Origin of the sequence: Thauera aminoaromatica (assembly GCF_000021765.1) — a bacterium.
GTDB classification, from domain to species: domain Bacteria; phylum Pseudomonadota; class Gammaproteobacteria; order Burkholderiales; family Rhodocyclaceae; genus Thauera; species Thauera aminoaromatica.
Map to the genome: position 1 here is coordinate 2457250 of NC_011662.2, position 18901 is coordinate 2476150.

10 protein-coding genes are annotated in these 18901 nt (G+C 69.0%); 6 read left to right on the forward strand and 4 right to left on the reverse strand.

Going from position 1 to position 18901, the window contains the following annotated elements; all coding sequences use genetic code 11:
* Window positions 1–30 precede the first annotated feature (30 nt).
* The 6 genes from typA (at window position 31) to TMZ1T_RS10820 (ending at window position 11002) form a co-directional block, all read left to right on the forward strand.
* Window positions 31–1848: a translational GTPase TypA gene (gene typA, locus TMZ1T_RS10795; RefSeq protein WP_004301400.1), complete on the forward strand. Its 1818-nt coding sequence runs from the start codon at window positions 31–33 to the stop codon at window positions 1846–1848.
* A 485-nt stretch (window positions 1849–2333) separates the two neighbouring features.
* Window positions 2334–4724 (forward strand): cytochrome c, encoded by a 2391-nt coding sequence (locus tag TMZ1T_RS10800; RefSeq protein WP_144312159.1) that lies wholly within the window; start codon window positions 2334–2336, stop codon window positions 4722–4724.
* A gap of 17 nt (window positions 4725–4741) precedes the next feature.
* On the forward strand, window positions 4742–5665 hold the full coding sequence (locus tag TMZ1T_RS10805) for a hypothetical protein (protein WP_012585412.1): 924 nt from the start codon (window positions 4742–4744) through the stop codon (window positions 5663–5665).
* 71 nt (window positions 5666–5736) lie between these two features.
* Window positions 5737–7878 carry a hypothetical protein gene (locus TMZ1T_RS10810; RefSeq protein ID WP_012585413.1) on the forward strand — a complete coding sequence of 714 codons (2142 nt, stop codon included), beginning with the start codon at window positions 5737–5739 and terminating at the stop codon, window positions 7876–7878.
* A 48-nt stretch (window positions 7879–7926) separates the two neighbouring features.
* Complete coding sequence (locus TMZ1T_RS10815) at window positions 7927–9474, forward strand: c-type cytochrome (RefSeq protein ID WP_012585414.1); 1548 nt, start codon at window positions 7927–7929, stop codon at window positions 9472–9474.
* A 16-nt stretch (window positions 9475–9490) separates the two neighbouring features.
* Entirely contained in the window at window positions 9491–11002 is a 1512-nt protein-coding gene (locus tag TMZ1T_RS10820; RefSeq protein ID WP_004301389.1) for a c-type cytochrome, read from the forward strand.
* Between the two features lie 56 nt (window positions 11003–11058).
* On the opposite strand, the gene galU is transcribed toward TMZ1T_RS10820, so the two are convergent.
* The 4 genes from galU to TMZ1T_RS10840 all read right to left on the reverse strand — a co-directional run bounded on the left by galU (window position 11059) and on the right by TMZ1T_RS10840 (window position 18871).
* Window positions 11059–11964 carry a UTP--glucose-1-phosphate uridylyltransferase GalU gene (gene galU, locus TMZ1T_RS10825; protein WP_004301387.1) on the reverse strand — a complete coding sequence of 302 codons (906 nt, stop codon included), beginning with the start codon at window positions 11962–11964 and terminating at the stop codon, window positions 11059–11061.
* Window positions 11965–12043: 79 nt separating this feature from the next.
* On the reverse strand, window positions 12044–14125 hold the full coding sequence (ligA, locus tag TMZ1T_RS10830; RefSeq protein WP_012585415.1) for an NAD-dependent DNA ligase LigA: 2082 nt from the start codon (window positions 14123–14125) through the stop codon (window positions 12044–12046).
* Complete coding sequence (locus tag TMZ1T_RS10835) at window positions 14125–15207, reverse strand: cell division protein ZipA (RefSeq protein ID WP_004301383.1); 1083 nt, start codon at window positions 15205–15207, stop codon at window positions 14125–14127. Before TMZ1T_RS10835 ends, ligA begins: the two co-directional genes overlap by 1 nt.
* Before the next feature lie 37 nt (window positions 15208–15244).
* The gene (locus tag TMZ1T_RS10840; RefSeq protein WP_187283001.1) at window positions 15245–18871 is read right to left on the reverse strand and encodes a chromosome segregation protein SMC; all 3627 of its coding nucleotides are present in this window, start codon (window positions 18869–18871) and stop codon (window positions 15245–15247) included.
* Window positions 18872–18901: the final 30 nt, after the last annotated feature.

Consider the following 18901-nt stretch of genomic DNA (forward strand, 5'->3'; position numbering starts at 1 on the left):
GCCCTTTCAAAGACTTCGCCGCCCTCCTCCATGTCCCGCGCCATTCGCAACATCGCCATCATCGCCCACGTCGACCACGGCAAGACCACCCTCGTCGATCAACTGCTGCGCCAGTCCGGCACTTTCCGCGAAAACCAGCAGGTCGCCGAACGCGTCATGGACTCGGGAGACATCGAGAAGGAACGCGGCATCACGATCCTGTCGAAGAACTGCGCCATCCAGTATGGCGATACCCACATCAACATCGTCGACACCCCGGGCCACGCCGACTTCGGCGGCGAGGTCGAGCGTGTCCTGTCGATGGTCGACAGCGTGCTGCTGCTGGTCGACGCCGTCGAGGGTCCGATGCCGCAGACCCGCTTCGTGACCCGCAAGGCGCTCGCGCTGGGACTCAAGCCGATCGTCGTCATCAACAAGATCGACCGCCCGGGCGCACGCCCGGACTGGGTCATCAACCACACCTTCGACCTCTTCGACAAGCTCGGCGCCACCGAGGAACAGCTCGACTTCCCGGTGATCTATGCCTCCGGCCTCAACGGCTTCGCAGTCATCAACGAGGGCGACGAGCGCAAGGACATGCGCCCGCTGTTCGAAGCCATCCTCGAGCACGTGCCCGCGCCGGAAGTCGATGCCAACGGCCCGCTGCAGATCCAGGTCTGCTCGCTCGACTACTCGACCTACATGGGCCAGCTCGGCATCGGTCGCATCAAGCGCGGCAGCGTGCGCCCGAACCAGGAAGTCGTCGTCATGTACGGCGAAGAGAACCGCGGCAAGGGCAAGGTCAGCCAGATCCTCACCTTCGAGGGCCTCGAGCGCAAACCCTCCGAGCTGGCCGAGGCCGGCGACATCGTGCTGATCGCGGGCATCCAGCAGGTCAACATCGGCGTCACCCTGTGCGACCCGGAGTGTCTGGAAGGCATGAAGCCGATCGCGGTGGACGAGCCCACGCTGACCATGAACTTCATGGTGAACACCTCGCCGCTGGCCGGTCGCGAGGGCAAGTACGTCACCAGCCGCCAGATCCGCGAGCGCCTGGAAAAGGAACTGCTCAAGAACGTCGCCCTGCGCGTCAATTACACCGGCGACTCGGACGTGTTCGAGGTCTCCGGTCGTGGCGAACTCCACCTCACCATCCTGCTCGAGAACATGCGCCGCGAGGGCTACGAGCTGGCGGTGGGACGCCCGCGCGTGGTGTACAAGGAAATCGACGGCGTGAAGTGCGAGCCGTACGAGATGCTCACCGTCGACGTCGAGGAAGACCACCAGGGCAGCGTCATGGAAGAGCTCGGCCGTCGCCGTGGCGAACTCCAGGACATGCAGCCGGACGGCAGGGGCCGCGTGCGCCTCGAATACCGCATCCCGGCTCGCGGCCTGATCGGCTTCCAGGGCGAGTTCCTCACCATGACGCGCGGCACCGGCCTCGCCAGCCACGTCTTCGACGACTACGGCCCGATGGCCGGCGCCATGGCCGAGCGCCGCAACGGCGTGCTGATCTCGCAGAACGACGGCGACGCGGTGGCCTACGCGCTGTGGAACCTGCAGGACCGTGGCCGCATGTTCGTCAGCCCGGGCGAGGCGCTGTACGAAGGCATGATCATCGGCATCCACACCCGCGACAACGACCTCGTGGTCAACCCGATCAAGGGCAAGCAGCTCACCAACGTGCGCGCCTCGGGTACCGACGAAGCCGTGCGCCTGATCACGCCGATCCAGCTCACCCTGGAATCTGCGATCGAGTTCATCGCCGACGACGAGCTGGTCGAAATCACGCCCAAGAACATCCGTCTGCGCAAGCGTCACCTGAAGGAAACCGACCGCAAGCGCGCTGCCAAGGCCGACGCGTCCTGATCTCAGGCCGCTCGAACGAAAGACGCCCCGCCGGTTCTGCCCGCGGGGCGTCTTGCCATCCGGGCGCTTGCCACAAACGCAGCGCACGGTTTGCAAATGCCCGCTTTCCTGCTATCACGGAAGTACCACAAATGAATGGAGCGCGCGCCGCGGACACGCGGTAATGCGCGCCCAGAACCGACAGAGAGCTTCGCTGCGCAAAGCGCAGAGCGCGGGTGCAGTTGTGCCCGACGATCTGCACAGCGCGTCCCTGCGGGTGTCCGCTTCGGATGCCTTCGTCCCTGCCGATCCGACAGAGCAGGAGAACGAACATGATGCGTCCATCATCGCAGGTGGTGTTGGCGGCCGTTGTCTTCATTGCCGCCATGCTCGCCCCGCCCCTTCCCCTGGCAATCGCTGATGCGCCCGCCGCCTCGCCCGCGTCGACGCCGGCAAGAATTCATGCCCAGGACCTCCCATATTACGAGGCTTGCGCGCGGGAAGGCTTGAACGAGTCCGAATGCGCCGGACGGCTGATCTGGTTCAAGGCCACTGCCGGCAACGAGCGCTTCCACACCTACGTGTTCCAGCAGCGGGTGGGCGTGCTGATCGACTGGTTCCGCGTGCTGCGCAGCGACGAGCGCGGCGACCGCTTCCGCGCCTGGGGCATCATCAACGATCCGGCCTGCTGCGTGCCCGGCAGCCCCGACTGCCCGGCGAAGAGCCTGGACGAGACCTACGGTCTCGACTGGTGTCCGGGCGACGAGGAACTCCTCCCCCATGTCGGGCGCAGCGGCTACCGCGATCCGGCCTGCGACTTCCGCGATGCAGCGCTGAAGCCCGGCGATGTGCATGGCCCAGCCGACCAGCGCCACGACGCCTGCGACCTGCGTTTCGGCACCTCGACCGGCGCACTGGGCATCCGCAAGTTTCCGAACCCGCGCTTCGACCGCGCAGCTTGGTTGAAGCTCAACGGCAGCCCGGGCACCTGGGAAGGCTATAACCGGCCGATCGCCGCCGCCGGCGGCCGGGGCGAGGCGGCCCGCTCCCACCTCCAGGACGGTGCCATCGAGCCCCCCTTCCTGATCGGCACCTCCTGCGGTTCCTGCCACATCGCCTTCGATCCGCTCAACCCCCCGGCTGACCCGGCGCGCCCGGCATGGGAGAACATCAAGGGGCTGATCGGCAACCAATACACGCGCGTCTCCGAGATCATGGTCTCGGGCATGGCATCGAACACCCTCGAATGGCAGATGTTCGCCCATGCCAGGCCGGGAACCAGCGACACCTCGGCGATCCCGACCGACCAGGTCAACAATCCCGGCACGATCAACGCACTGATCAATCTCGCCAAGCGTCCGACCTTCGCCAACGAGTCCGTGATCAAGTGGCGCAAGACCGCCTCCTGCGCCAAGGGCGTCGACGAGACCCGGTGCTGGTGCGAGCCGGGCCGCAACGGCAAATGCTGGGAGAAGTCCCTGCACAAGGAAGCCGTACACCACATCCTCAAGGGCGGTGAGGACTCGATCGGCGCGCTCGAAGCCATCCAGCGCGTGTACTTCAACATCGGCTCGTGCTCGGAGCAGTGCTGGGTCAATCACCTTGCAGACCTGCGCCAGCTCGATCCGCAACAACGCGGCTTTGGCCAGACGCCCTTCGACATCGGCCAGTGTAGGCGGGACTGCCCGAACTTCCGCGCCGTCGAGGACCGCTTGGGAAACATTCTCGACTTCTTCATGTCGGCCGAAGGCCATGCCACCGACCTGCGCGAGGCACGCGAGAACACGCTGCGGGTTGCCAACCCCGGCGCGCGTTACACCGATCAGGACCTGATCGCCGATCTCGAACGCACGTTCGGAGCGGGTGCGGTCGCGCGTGGCCGTGAAGTGTTCGCCAATGGCTGCGCACGCTGCCACTCGAGTCAGCCCGCGGCCGCGACTGGCCAGCTTGCCGGCCTCGATTTCCACAAGCTCGACCTCAAGACGGGGCTGCGCGAGGACTGGCTGGGCAACGATGGCCCCACCGCAGTGTCCGAGGTCGGCACCTTCCGCTGCCGCGCCCTGCACTCGAACCACATGGCCGGCCACGTCTGGCAGGAATACGGCTCCGAAACCCTGCGCGCACAGCCGCCCGACCCCAACGTCAAGGAACCCGGCGACGGTGGCCGCGGCCACTACCGCAACATCTCGCTGCTCAACCTGTGGGCGCACGCCCCCTTCCTGCACAACAACGCGCTCGGCCCCGAGCTTTGCGGCAAACCGCACAACGCCGCCAACGACTTCTATGCCCAGCGTCCGCGCTACGTCGATGCGAGCAATGTCAAGCTGTTGCCCGCCGAGCGCCAGCCCGCCTGCTTCGAGTACGACCCGAGCGTCGAAGGCCGATTCAAGCTGTACACCCTGTCGATGCAGGCGCTGCTCAATCCCGCCCAGCGCATCCCCAAGGTGACGCTGCTGAACGAGGACGTGACCCTGCGCCTCGGCCCGCGGCTATGGGACGGCACCGACAAGGAACGCCTGCTCGGTTTTGAACTGACGATCCCGAGCGAGATCGACGGCCGCGGCGTGACCGCCGGCACGCTGGGCAACTTCCAGCACAAGGCCTTCATCGTCGATCTCGTGCGCGCGAAGACCGCGCCCGACGAGCTCGAGCGCAGCCTCGCCAAGCGCCTGGGCAAGGAGAGCGCGAGGAAGGTGCTTGCCGACCTCCAGGCCGTCGCGCGGGAAGTGACCGGTAAGCCGAACGGCGTGGTCGAGGCGCTGCGCGCGCGCCCCTACCTGATCAAGCAGGTGTACAGCAGTTGCACCGCCGAGGTCGAGAACGCGGGCCACCGCTTTGGCGAGGACTTGTCCGAGGCCGACAAGAACGCCCTGATCGCCTTCCTCGCAACGCTTTGAGCATGGGGGACTTCATCATGACAAGGATCTCGCACTGGCCGTTTGGGGCGCTCGCCGTCTGCATGCTGGCCGCCATGGCGGTTACGGGATGCGGCCTGTTCGACGACGACGGGGAGCGGGCGCCGGAGATCGCCTTCGCCCCGCATGCCGAAGGCTATGCCGGCAAGCCCGATTTCGCCTGGCTGGAACATCGCCATCCGCTGTCGACGGCCGACCTGTACAAGATCACGCCGCAGAACATCGCGCAGCTCGACCAGGAGCAGGTCGACCAGATCTATGCGCGCCTGAGCGCCGGGCCGATCCCCGACGGCGCGTTCGACGGCGACCTGTTCTTCCCGCGCGGTGGCAGCGGCAAGCTGCGCCTGTCCGAGATCGCCGGCGGCGGCCTGAAGGGCTTGCTGGTCAATGTGGCGGGCGGCAAGCTCGACCTCGTTGGCGAGATGTTGTGGAAGGGCAAGGTGTTCTACCGCGACGAGCGCCTGCTGCGTAACCGCATCGAGGATCTCACCACCTTGCGCAAGCTCGGCCTCGTCGAGGAAAGCGCGGACACCCCGCTGCAGAAGCTCAATGTCGGCGGCAAGGACCAGTGGCTGCTGTTCCCGGCGAAGCTCTACTGCGGCCAGAGCCTGCTCGACGGCCGGCGCGAATCCATCATCATCGACTACGCCTTCACCGATGAACTGCCGGGCTACCGGCGCATGCCCGACCTGCTCGCGGGCCGCAACGGCTTCGCGATCCGCGACGAGATCCGCATGGTCTACCCGGGCTTCTACCTTGGTCGGGCCTACATGGACCGCGCCTTCGTGGTGAACTTCGTCCTCCACAACGCGCAGATGATCGCGGCGAGTCGCGAAGCGTTCCTGAAGACCGGCCAGGTCGATCAGGATTGCTGGAGCGGCACCCAGCAGCGCTTGATCGCCGCCGCGGCAGGGGGTGGCTGAGAACGGTCCGCGCGTGGTTTTGCGGGCGGCGGCTGCGTCCGCGGCCCGCAAGATCGCGCAGGGGAACGAGCATGAGACTGTCTCGTCCTGTCTCCCGCCATGTGCTCCCGGTGCTGCTGGGCGCGCTGTTCGGCAGCGTGTTCATGGCTCCGGCCAATGCCGCCGAGGTCGACCGCGCACCGTCGCCGCACGGGCGGTCGCTGTTCGATCGCCTGCTCGAGCGCGGGGCGAACGGCGCGCAGCAGGTGCCCTTCCCGTTCCCCGCACTGCTCCAACGCGTGCGTGCGCAGCTCGATGGCGAGGACCCGAACGGCGGACTGGCGATCGTGCTGATCCCGCTCGGGCGCTCGCTGCAGCGCCACGCCGCAGGAGACGTCGATGCCTTCCGTTTTCCGCGTGTGGTGGCCGCGGTCACCGGTGAGCCGGCAAGCGACGCACCCGCGGGACACCTCTACCTGAAGGACCGCTTGTACGTCGCGCACCACGAACGTGCCGAGGCGCTCGAGGTGATCAGCTACAACGAGGATGCGGGTCGCTTCGAGTTCCAGCTCGTGCTCGACTACCGCGCCGGGGCAACGCCGCGGGTGGTCGCCGCGAACCGTACGCTCTGCCTCGCTTGCCACCAGAACGAGGCGCCGATCTTCTCGCGCCCGTCGTGGGACGAGACCAGCGCCAGCCCGCCGGTCGCCGCACGCCTGGCTGCGACCGGCCTCGACTATCAGGGTCTGCCCTGGCGTCACGGCGTCGATGTGCCTGAAGCGATCGACGCCGCGAGCGCACGAGCGAATCGCCTCGGCGTGGCCCAGCGCCTGTGGCGGGACGGCTGCGCCCTCGCCACCCCGCAGGCCGGCATCGACTGCCGTGCCCAGGCGCTGCTGCACGCGCTGCGCCAGCGGCTGATCGGCACCGGGGCGCCGGTCGCGCGCGCGGATGCCACGAACCGCCTGGTGGATCCGCTGCTCGCCAACTGGCAGGCGCGTTGGCCGGACGGCCTCGTCATTCCCGATCCGCAAATCCCCAACCGCCAGCCCTTCGCCGGCATCGAGGGCGGGATTGCGCCCCCGAGCGATGCCGAGCTCGTGCGCTATGCGGACATTCCGGCGGTCTTCGATCCGCTCGCGCTGCGGGCGCCGATCGAGCACTGGCGCGGACGCGACCCGGGCGACGTGATGCGCTTCATCCACCTGCTCGGGACGCTGTTCTCGCGCGCCGACCTTGCTCGCATCGAGCGCGCCCTCGCGCGCATGCCACAGCCTGCAGCGCGGGAGATCGACCTGAGCTGCACCCTGCGCCGGGCCACCGACGCAACGCGGCTCGACCTCGACTGCGCGCGCGGATCCGAGGTCCGGCTGCAGGCGCGCATCAGGCTCGACGGCGGGCGCAGCGCCGACGGCATCCTCGACCGTCTCCAGTTGTCCGGGTCGAGCGCGCACACCGGTGTGACGCTGGCCATCGCGAAGGACCACGACCCGGCATCCGGCTGGCCGATCCGCTTCGCGCTCACTGCCAGGGCGGGGGGTCCGATCCGCGCCAGCACCGGGGAAGCCATCACCACCTTGCGGCTCGGTGGCGACGGCGGCAGCGCCCACCTGCCGGGGTCGCCGGGCGCGGCCGAAGCGGTCGTGGCAGCCCTCGAACTCGTCGATGACCTCGAGCCGCTCGGGCACGCCGTCGAGGCCCTCGCGCAGGCAAATGTCGCCGGTCAGGACGATGCGCTGACGGGCGGCCCGGCACGCCGGATGGCCCTGCTCGCGCCGCTGCTACGCGGGCTCGGCGAGGACGTTCCTGCCCCGCCCGCCGCGGCAGCGCCTCCAGCCGCGTTGATGGCCGATGTCACCCGGTCCCGCACGACGCACTGGCCCGCCGACCTGCAGCCCTTCCTGCGCCAGTGCAGCCAGTGTCATGCCGAGAACACCGCCTTCCCGCCCGGCTTCCTGCACGGCGACGAAGCGCAGGTACGCGCCAATCTCGCGACCTGTGCGCAACGCATGCTCCATCGGCTGGACATGAACCGGCTGCCGCCCGCCGCCCGCTCGAAAACCCCGATGCCGCCGCCCGCTGCAGCGCATGCCGGCGCCTTCCTGCAGTCACCCGACCTGGCGGCGATGCGCGATCTGCTCGAGCACGTGCTGCAGGCAAGTGGCGTACGCAGCGCCGACGTGCTTGCCCATCCGTACGCCACCCTCGCGCCCTGCCGAGTCCCGACAGGGTGATCGGCGCTCCGACATCGCACCGCACCGTCCTGCAGATCCGAGGTCACCGTGAACACGCCCGAGTCCGTCCCCACAACGCATCGCCTGCGCCTCGCGCGCACGCTGCTCCGCATCCTCGTGCTGCTGCCCTGGCTGCTGCTCCTGCTCGCGGGCGGCTATGCCCTCGTGCGGTTCGTGCCGGACGAGCCGGTCGTCCATGCAGACCCGGTGGAGCACTTCAAGTACGGCTCGACCGGCGGCGAGCGCGCATCGGGCTTCCCGTACTGGATCTGGCAGGCCTTGCCGACCGTGTGCGCAGAACATCTGCCCGGTCCCGGCTACGCGTCGCTCGGCCTGATTTTCGAGGAAGGTCGCGACCTGCCGGTGGGCGTTTCGAAGCGGCGCCACCTCGGCATCGATCGCGTCTTCCTCAACTGCGCCGCTTGCCACGCCGGCCTCGTTCGCGACACGCCCGCTGCGCCCGCACGCCTGGTCGTCGGCATGCCCGCCCATCGCTTCGACATTCTCGCCTTCCAGCGCTTCTTCTTCGAATGCGCGGCCGGCCCGACCTTCTCGCGTGAGTTCATCGTGCCGGAGATCGAGCGCCTGAGCGGCGGACTCGGGCTCGTCGATCGCTACCTCGTCTATCCGGTGGCGATCGCGTTGATGCGCGAGCGCCTGCTGATGCTGCGCGCGCGCTTTGGCTTCGTGTCCGCGCAAGCGCCCTGGGGGCCGGGTCGGGTCGACACCTTCAACGCCGCAAAGGTCCTGTTCAATTTTCCGGTGCAACGACTTCCTGCCCGCGAGCGCCTCGGCGCCGCCGATTTTCCGTCGATCTGGAACCAGCGCAAGCGCATGCAACGTGACGATGGCGAGCGCATGGAACTGCACTGGGACGGGAACAACACCCACACCGAGGAGCGCAACAAGAGTGCAGCCTTCGGTACCGGCACCACGCCCCCCACCATCGACCTGGCGGCAATCTCCCGGGTCGAGGCCTGGCTGCTCGACCTCGCCCCGCCGGCGTGGCCGCTGCCGGTGGATAAGACACTCGCCGCGCGCGGCGCGGCGCTGTATGCGCACTATTGCGCCGATTGCCACGGCGCGAGCGGCAGCGACTTCGCAGGGCCGAAGGTCGGCCATGTCACCCCGATCGCGGACATCGCCACCGACCCCGCCCGGCTCGATTCCTACACCCGGGATCTGGCGGTCAATCAGGCGACCCTCTATGCGGGCTATCCGCATCGTTTCCGCCATTTCCGCAAGACCTGGGGCTACGCCAACATGCCGCTCGACGGCATCTGGCTGCGCGCGCCCTACCTGCACAACGGCTCCGTGCCCACCCTGCGCGATCTGCTCGAGTCCGCCTTCGCTCGGCCGACATGCTTTGTGCGCGGCGGCACGCTGATCGATGCGGTGCGGGTCGGCTTCGCCAGCGCTGCCGATCCTGCGCAATGCGCCGCGCCGACGGGCAGGGCCCAGACCGCAACCGATCACTTCCTGTTCGACACCACGCTGCCGGGCAACGGCAACAGCGGTCACGAAGGCCCGGCCTATGGCACCGATCTGCCCGCCGCGGACAAGGATGCGCTGGTCGAGCACCTGAAGACCTTCTGATGCGAGGAGTGCCGCCATGAAATTCGCCCCCTGCACGAATCCGGGGCCGCGCCCCACCCGGCTCGTCTGCCGGCGCCGCAACACCGGCCGCAGCCTGCTCGTTGCGCTGCTCCTGCTGCTCGCGCTCGGCGCCGCCGGCGGCGCCTTCGCCTGGTACAAGTTCTTTCGCGAGGAAGCGCAGCCGGAATGGATCACCCGCGATCCCGACATGCGCTTCAAGTACGGCTCGATCGGTGCCGAACGCGATGCCGGCATCCCCTACTGGATCTTCTACGTGCTGCCGCGGATGTTTCCCGACAAGCTGCCGGGCCCGGGCGGCTACGCCGCCTTCGGCGTGGTGTGGGAAGAAGGCCAGGAGCTGCCGGTCGGCTTCTCGAAGAAGGTGGTGGGCTTTCCGCGCGTGGCCAACAACTGCGCGTCCTGCCACACCACGAGCTACCGCACCCAGGCCGATGCGGCGCCGACTTTCGTGCCGACCGGCCCCAATCACACGCTGAACCTGTGGGCCTTCTTCCGCTTTCTGGTCGACTGCGCGAAAGACCCACGCTTCAACGCCGACAACCTGATGGCCGAGATCAATCTGGTCACCGACCTGTCCTTCATCGACCGCCTGCTCTATCGCTTCGTGATCATCCCGATCACGCGCAAGCGCCTGCTCGAGCGCGAACAGCAGTTCGCCTGGCTGTACCGCGACGATTTCCCGCCCTGGGGCCGCGGCCGCGACGATGCGATGAACCTGACCAAGTACTTCATGATCCGCTGGCCGATGGACGACAGTTTCGGCCCGACCGACATGCCTTCGCTGTGGAACCTCGGCAAGTACCGCGCCGATCAGGGTATGCGCATGAACTTCGCCGGCGACAGCCACGACGCGTATTCGGTGGTGATCGACTCCGCGCTCGGCCTGCTCGGCGCGCCACCCAAGGACAACGCCGAGTTTCTCGGCGAGGTGCGCTGGCTCATCGAATACGTTTCGGCGAAACGTGCGCCGCCGTATCCGTTCGCAGTCGATACCGCCGCTGTAGCGCGCGGCAAGCAGGTGTTCGACACGACCTGCGCCGGCTGCCACGCATCGGCGCGCACCGGAACGGTGATCCCGCTTGCCGAGGTCGGCACCAGCGCGGAGCGCATCGCGACATGGAACGAACGCGCGGCGCGCGAAGCGAATCAGGTGGTGGCCGGGATGGGCATCGAGCGTCCGGGCCTGGTCGAAGCCCCGCTGACCGGCTACGTCGCCGCCTTCCTCGACGGCATCTGGCTGCGCGCGCCATACCTGCATAACGGCTCGGTGCCCTCGCTGCGCGACCTGCTCGAACCGCCCGCGCAGCGCCCGACCCGCTTCTGGCGCGGTTACGACGTCTATGATCCGGACCGGGTCGGCTTCGTCACCCACGGCCCCGAGGCCGAACGCATCGGCACCGTGCACGACGTCGGGGCCCGTGGTGGCAGCAACCGTGGTCACGCGTTCGGAACCACTCTCCCCGCCGCGGACAAGGCGGACCTGCTCGAATACCTCAAGACGATGTGAAACGGGCGACCCGCGGGCCGCCCGTTTCCGACCCGCCTCGACGCGCGAGACGGGACTTACTTGGCTGCCTTCGCCGCCTTGCCTTCGGCGCCGAAGCGCCCGCTCAGGTAGGCCGCGAAGTCGCCACCAGTTTCCGGATGGCGCAACCCGAACTCGATCGTCGCCTTCAGGTAGCCGAGCTTCGAACCGCAGTCGTAGCGCACGCCGTCGAACTGGAAGGCCAGCACGGCCTCCTCCTTGAGCAGCGATGCGATCGCGTCGGTGAGCTGGTACTCGCCACCGGCGCCGGGCTTCAACGCACGGATGTGATCGAAGATGCGCGGGGTCAGGATGTAGCGACCGACCACGGCCTGGGTCGTCGGTGCTTCCTCGGGCTTGGGCTTCTCGACGATGCCGGTCATGCGCTGCACCTGGCCCTTGTCGGATTCGGTGCTGACGATGCCGTAGCTGCGGGTTTCCTCGCGCGGCACATTCATCGTGCCGAGCACCGAGCAGCGGTGATAGTTGTACACATCCACCATCTGCTTCAACACCGGCGTGCCATCCTTGTTGTCGAGCAGGTCGTCGGCGAGGATCACCGCGAAGGCCTCGTCGCTCACCACGTGGCTGGCGCAACGCACGGCATGGCCGAGGCCGAGCGCCTCGGACTGGCGGATGTAGATACAGTTGACGCCCTTCGGCACCGTCTGGCGCACGATCTCGAGCAGCTGCTTCTTGCCGCGCGCCTCGAGCTCGGTCTCGAGCTCGTAGGCCTTGTCGAAGTGGTCCTCGATCGAGCGCTTGGTACGACCGGTGATGAAGATCATGTCGGTGATGCCGGCGGCGACCGCCTCTTCAACGGCGTACTGGATCAAGGGCTTGTCGACGATCGGCAGCATCTCCTTCGGGCTCGCCTTGGTGGCGGGCAGGAAGCGCGTGCCCATGCCGGCCACAGGAAAAATCGCCTTGGTGACTTTCTTCATTTTTCTTGCTCTCCCATGAATAGAGGGGGTTGCGACGCAGCAGCGGGCGCGATCATGCGCCAAGCAGACCTGGCCTGCATCAAGCGTTTGTATCCGTTTCGTTCAGCAGCACGCGCAGCCCGTCCTCGTCGAGGATGGCGAGCCCGAGCGCCTGCGCCTTGTCGAGCTTGGAGCCCGCCTCGGCGCCGGCGACCACGTAGTGCGTCTTCTTCGACACCGAGCCGGCGACCTTGCCGCCGCGGGCCTCGATCCGCGCCTTGGCCTCGTCGCGGCTCAGGGTCGGCAGCGTGCCGGTGAGCACGAAGGTCTTGCCCGCGAGTGCGCCGGCCACCGAGCCCTGCGGCTCGCCCTCGGCCCAATGCACGCCGGCGGCACGCAACTGCTCGATCACCTCGCGATTGTGCGGCTCGGCGAAGAACTCGGCGATGCATTTCGCCACGATGGGCCCCACGTCGGGCACCTGCTGCAGGGCATCGACGTCGGCCGCGATCAGCGCGTCGAGCTTGCCGAAGTGGCGTGCGAGGTCGCGCGCGGTGGCCTCGCCGACGTTGCGGATGCCGAGCGCGAAGATGAAGCGCGCCAGCGTGGTGCCACGGCTCTTCTCGATCGCCATCAGCAGATTCTGCGCCGACTTCTCGCCCATGCGCTCGAGGTTGGCGAGCGCGAGCACGCCGAGGCGGTAGAGATCGACCGGCGTCTTCACGATCGCCGCGTCCACAAGCTGATCGACCAGCTTGTCGCCCAATCCTTCGATGTCCATCGCACGCCGGCCGGCGAAGTGAAGCAGCGCCTGCTTGCGCTGGGCCGGGCAGAACAACCCGCCGGTGCAGCGCGCGACCGCTTCGTCTTCGCCGCGCACCACATGCGAACCGCACACCGGACAGGTGGGGAACCGGTCGAGCAGCACGAAGCGCGGCAGTTCGCCGCCGCGGCGCTCCAGGATCGGCGCCACCACCTCGGGGATCACGTCGCCTGCACGACGCACGATCACCCAGTCGCCGATGCGCACGTCCTTGCGGTCGATCTCGTCCTGGTTGTGCAGCGTGGCGTTGGTGACCGTGACGCCGCCGACGAAGACCGGCTCGAGGCGCGCCACCGGGGTCAGCGCGCCGGTGCGGCCGACCTGCACCTCGATGTCGCGCAGCAGCGTCACCGCCTCCTGAGCAGGGTACTTGTGCGCCACCGCCCAGCGCGGCTCGCGGGTGACGAAGCCGAGCTGCTGCTGCAGCGCGAGCGCGTCGACCTTGTAGACGACGCCGTCGATGTCGAAGGGCAGCGTGTCGCGCAGTGCGCCGATGCGTGCGTGGAAGGCCGCCAGCCCCTCTGCGCCGCGCACCTGCGCGCGGTGGCCGCACACCGGCAGGCCGAAGGCGGCGAGCGCGTCCAGCACCTCGGTCTGGGTCGCGGGCAGCGTCCAACCGGCGACCTCGCCCAGCCCGTAGGCGTAGAAGGACAAGGGCCGGCGCGCGGCGATGCCGGGGTCGAGCTGGCGGATGCTGCCGGCGGCGGCGTTGCGCGGATTGACGAAGATCTTCTCGCCGGCCTCCGCCTGGCGCGCGTTGAGGCGCTCGAAGTCATCGCGGCGCAGGTAGATCTCGCCGCGCACCTCCAGCACCGGCGGCGCCTCGCCGAGCAGGCGCAGCGGGATCGCCTTCACCGTGCGCACGTTGCTCGTGACGTCCTCCCCGGTCTCGCCGTCGCCGCGGGTAGCGGCCTGCACGAGCACGCCGTCCTCGTAGCGCAGGCTGATCGCGAGGCCGTCGAACTTGAGCTCGGCGGCGTAGGCCACCGCCGCATCGTCCTCGTCGAGGCCGAGCGCGCGGCGCACGCGCGCATCGAACGCGAATGCCCCGCTCGCCTCGGTGTCGGTCTCGGTGGAGATCGACAGCATGGGCACGCGGTGGCGCACCGTGGCGAACTGCGCGAGCGCCTTGCCGCCCACCCGCTGTGTCGGCGAGTCGGCACTGCGCAGCGCCGGGTACGCCCGCTCGATGGCCTGCAGCTCGCGGAACAGGCGATCGTACTCGGCGTCGGGAATCGTCGGCGCGTCGAGCACGTAATAGGCATGGTCGTGACGCGCGATCTCGGCGCGCAGGGCCGCTGCGCGTGCGGCGGCGTCGGCCGCGGTCTCGCCGCGGCCGTCTTCGGCGAACAGGTCCATCACAAGGAGAACAGGCGCAGGGCGAGCGGGCTGCCGGCGGGGATGTCGTGGTCGGCCATGCGGCTCTGGAACTGGCCGATCTGGTTGCGGATGATCGTCGCCGCCTCGGCGCCGAAGGGCGCACGGTTGTCGTCGACCACGTCGCCACCGAGTTCGCCGGCGAGCGTGGTCGCCATCTTCATCATGCGGTCGAAGGCGGCACCGCCGTTGCTCACTCGCGGCACGTCGATCACCAGCGTCAGCCCGCGCGTCACCAGGCCCTTGAGGCTCTCGGGCGAGAAGCGACCGGACTCGAGGTTGGCCACCGTGAACACGCTGTGCTCGCCATCGACCATGTGGTAAGCGCCGTCGGCCCCGAGGCGCAGGCCGTGCTTCTCGGCCACGGCGTGGATCGCGCGGCCTTCGAACTGGCCTTCGCGGGAGACGACGTTGATGCCGATCTGCACGTCGACATCGGCGCAGAAGCGGTCGAGCTCTGTGGCGTTGCGCAGGGTCTCGCCGCGCGGCGGCAGCGCCGGGGGCAGGCTCATCAGCGCATCGGCCACGCGTTGCACGCCGCCCGAGAAGCGCATGAAGTCGGTCTCGCCGATCGAGCCCTGGCGGTTGACCAGCTGCAGCGCGGCGCAGAACCAGTGGCAGGCGCCGCTGCTGTCGGGACCGAGCGGCTGCCAGACGTTCTCCGCATCGTTGAAGCCGAACCAGTACACCGGCTTGCCCAGCCCGGCGAGTTGCTCGGCCTGGATCGCCCACACACGGCCGACCTCGAGCGCCTCGATGGTCTCGAGGCGGATCACGCAGTCGGCGCGCGCATCGAGCAGGCGTGGCAACTCGGGCGTGCTGCGCTTCATCGGCGCCTCGCTGAAGCGGCGCGGCTCGTCTTCGGCGGCACCGATGCCGGGTTCGCGACGCTCGCCCTCGGCGGGCTCCTCGCGCGGTTCGAGCAGCACGTCACGGTGCTCGGACTTGAAGGCCCGCTCGGCCTCGCGTCGGTGGCGGCGCTCCTGCCATTTGTTGTAGCCCACCACCAGCACCACCGCGGCGATGCCGGCGCCGATCAGCGCGATCTGAAGTTCGCTGTCCATTTGGATCCCAGAATTGCTCCGTGTAGCTTGTCCTGCGTCACGCTGCGGCCGGGTCGGCCAGGCGCAGCGCCTCTTCGATATCGACTTCCACCACCCGCGAGACGCCCTGCTCCTGCATCGTCACCCCCACCAGCTGCTGCGCGAATTCCATCGTGATCTTGCTGTGGCTGATGAAGATGAACTGCGTCTGTGCGGACATGCGCTTGACCATGTTCGCATAGCGCTCGGTGTTCGTGTCGTCCAGCGGCGCATCCACCTCGTCGAGCATGCAGAATGGGGCCGGATTGAGCTGGAACATCGAGAACACCAGCGCGATCGCGGTGAGTGCCTTCTCCCCGCCCGAGAGCAGATGGATCGACGCGTTCTTCTTGCCCGGCGGCTGGGCGACGATCTGGATGCCGGCGTCGAGGATCTCCTCGCCGGTCAGCACCAGCTCCGCCCGTCCGCCGCCGAACAACTGCGGGAACAGGGCGCCGAACTGCCGATTGACCGTATTGTAAGTGTCCTGAAGCTGCTCGCGCGTCTCGCGATCGATGCGCCGGATGGCATCTTCCAGGGTGTCGATGGCCTGCAGCAGGTCCTCGGTCTGCGCGTCGAGGTAGCCCTTGCGCTCGGAGGCGGTCGTGAGCTCGTCGAGCGCGGCCATGTTGACCGCGCCAAGCTCGGCGATTTCGCGCGCCAGGCGGGCGACTTCGCGCTGCAGGGTGGATTCCTTGGGCTCGGCGGCGAGCAGCGGCGCGAGCGCCGCCTCGTCGGCGCGGGCCTCGACGAGGCGCTCCTCGAACTGGGCAACCGCGAGTTCGGCGGCCTGCAGCGCGAGGCGCAGCTCGGCCACGCGGGCGCGGATCGGCGCGGCCTCGTGCTCGGTGCGCAGGCGCAGCTCCTCGACCTGCTTGAGCGCCGCAGCGGCCTCGGCGAGCGCATCGCGGCGGGCGGCGAGCGCGGCCTCGCGGCGCCCCCGCAGCGCGAGCGCCTCTTGCAGTGCTTCGGCGCTGCGGTGGTCGTCGGTGGCGTCGAGCTCGGCGGCACGCGCGGCGAGCTCGGCGACGACGCGTTCGAGCTGCTCGCCGGCGAGCTGCTGGTTGCGTGCGATGTCCTCGAGCTTGCCCGCGCACTCGCGCTCGGAAAACCTCGCTTCCTGCAACTCGCGCGCGGCCGATTGTTCGAGCGCGCGGGCCTCCCGCACGGCGTGTTCGCGCTCGCGCAGCACCTCGGTGGCGGCGTCGAGGCGTTCGCGCTGCAACTCCGCGAGCTCGGCCGCGCGCGCCTGTTCGAGCTCGGCGCGGGTGAGGTGCTCGCGCTCTGCGCTCTCGAGATGGACGATATCTTCGAGGTCGCGGGCGAGCTGCTCGCGACGCTCCTGCGCGCGGGCGCGTGCCTGCGCGAGCTTGAGCACCTCGACCTGCTCGGCATGCACCTGTGCCTGGATGGTCTGCAACTCGCGGCGCAGGCCGTTGATGCGTTCCTGCAGCGCGCTCGCAGCCGACTCGGCCACGACGAGCGCGTCATGCGCGAGGTGGGCCTCGTCCTCGTGCGCCTGCAATTCGGCGGAGAGCCCCTCGATCTCGCGCTGGCGCTCGATCACGCCGTGGGTGCGTGCGTCGGGGGCGTGGTGCACCAGCGCGTCGCGGGTCAGCACCTGGCCGCGCGGGCCGACGAGGCAGGTGCTCGGCGCCAGCTGCGCGCGCAGTGGCAGCCAGTCCTCCAGCCGCTCCACCGCCCACGCCCCGGCCAGAAAGTCGTCCACCAGCGCGCGCAAGGCCGGATCCCGCACCTCCACCAGCCCCGCCAGCGCCAACACCGCAGGAGCGACATCCGTCGCGATTGCCGTCGACGATTCCGTCGCCGTCGTGGCGACGGTCACGCGGCCCTGCGGCGAAAGCGGTCCTTGTGCGCAATTCGCGCGCTCGGCGGGTGCGCCGGACCTTGCCGGAAGCGCGATGGCGAGCGATTCGGGGGGCGTCTCGTCGAGCACGGTGCGTGCGGCCGCGAGCGCGAGCGCGGGATCGGGCGAGGTGAGCGCGGCGAGGCGCTCGCGCAGCACGGCCTGCACCGCCTCGTCCCAGCCCGCCGCCACCTGCAGCTGCTTCCACAGCGGCGGCAGCTGGTCGAGGCCGTGGCGCTCGAGCCAGTCGCCGAGCTTGCCCTGCGACTGCACGCGCGCCTGCAGCTGCATCAGGGCGTCGCGACGCGCGCGCAGCTCGGTGAGCCGGCGCTGCACCGCACGCTCATGCTCCAGCGCCGCCTTCAGCGCGGCCTGCGCGTCGGGCAGGCGCGGCTGCGCCGCGGCGAGTTCCTGCTGGTGCACCTCCAGCTCGTCCTGCAGCGCTTCGAGCCGCGCCTCGCGCTCGGCGAGCACACGCTCGTCCGGGCCGACGATCCCGCCGCGCTCGCCCTCCAGGCGGCCGCGACGCTGTTGCAGGGCTTCGAGCGCACGCAAGGCACTCGCGCGCTTGGTTTCCTCGACGCGCAATTGCTGCTCGGTCTGGGCGAGCTCGCGGCGCGCCGCCGCCATGGTCGCGTCGGCGCCCTGGCGCGAAGAGTCCAGCTCAGGCAGGCGGTCGGCGATCTCCAGGTGGCGGGCCTCGGCGTGCTCGGCGCGCAGCGCTGCGTTCTCGGCGAGTTCCTGCCAGCGCGCGCGGTCGGCGGCGAGCGTCTCGCGGCGCGAGGACCAGTGCCCGCGGTCGAGTTCGAGCTGCGCCAGGCGCGCCTCCAGCCGCCTGCGCGCCTCGCCGAGATGCTGCAGCTCGGTCTCCAGGCGTGCGACCTCGGCGCTCGCCGCGAACAGGTCGTTCTGCGCCACGTGCACCGCTTCGGATGCCTCGAAGTGCGCGTCGCGCCGCGACTCCACGCTGGTCTCGAGCTCCTGCAGGCGGGCGCTGTCGGCCTCGATGCGGCTGCTCGCCTCGTTCAAGGAGGCCGCCACGCGCGCCTGCTCGGCGCGCGCCTCGTTGCGCTTGACCAGCCACAAGAGCTGCTGCTTCTCGACGTGCGCCGCGTCGAGCTCGCGGTAGCGCGCCGCCACCGCGGCCTGCGCCTCGAGGTGCACGATGCGCTCGCCGAGCTCCATGCGGATGTCGTCGAGGCGGGCGAGGTTGTCGCGCGCGTCGCGCAGCCGACCCTCGGTCTCCTTGCGCCGCTCGCGGTACTTGGTGACGCCCGCGGCCTCCTCCAGGAAGCCACGGATCTCTTCCGGACGCGCCTCGATGATGCGCGAGATCATGCCCTGCTCGATGATCGCGTAAGCGCGCGGACCCAGACCGGTGCCCAGGAAGAGGTCGATCACGTCCTTGCGGCGGACATGGACGTTGTTGATGTAATAGGTCGACTCGCCCGAGCGGTCGAGCACACGCTTCACCGAGATCTCGGCATAGCGCGACCACTGCCCGGCGGCCCTGCCCTCGGCGTTGTCGAAGACCAGCTCGACACTCGCGCGCGACACCGGCTTGCGCGTGGTCGAGCCGTTGAAGATCACGTCCTGCATCGACTCGCCGCGCAACGCGGACGCGCGCGTCTCGCCCAGCACCCAGCGCACGGCGTCGATGATGTTCGACTTGCCGCAGCCATTGGGCCCGACCACTCCGACGAGGTTGCCGGGGGTGAGCACGGTGGTGGGATCGACGAAGGTCTTGAAACCGGCGAGTTTGAGCTTGGAGAGACGCACAGCGGGCAGTGGGAAGACAGCGGGACGTGC

Excerpts from the sequence above, each read along its gene's own strand:
- typA (WP_004301400.1), top strand. The coding sequence starts at position 31 with ATGTCCCGCGCCATTCGCAACATCGCCATCATCGCCCACGTCGACCAC.
- TMZ1T_RS10805 (WP_012585412.1), top strand. The coding sequence starts at position 4,742 with ATGACAAGGATCTCGCACTGGCCGTTTGGGGCGCTCGCCGTCTGCATG.
- TMZ1T_RS10810 (WP_012585413.1), top strand. The coding sequence starts at position 5,737 with ATGAGACTGTCTCGTCCTGTCTCCCGCCATGTGCTCCCGGTGCTGCTG.
- TMZ1T_RS10820 (WP_004301389.1), top strand. The coding sequence starts at position 9,491 with ATGAAATTCGCCCCCTGCACGAATCCGGGGCCGCGCCCCACCCGGCTC.
- galU (WP_004301387.1), bottom strand. The coding sequence starts at position 11,964 with ATGAAGAAAGTCACCAAGGCGATTTTTCCTGTGGCCGGCATGGGCACG.
- ligA (WP_012585415.1), bottom strand. The coding sequence starts at position 14,125 with ATGGACCTGTTCGCCGAAGACGGCCGCGGCGAGACCGCGGCCGACGCC.
- TMZ1T_RS10835 (WP_004301383.1), bottom strand. The coding sequence starts at position 15,207 with ATGGACAGCGAACTTCAGATCGCGCTGATCGGCGCCGGCATCGCCGCG.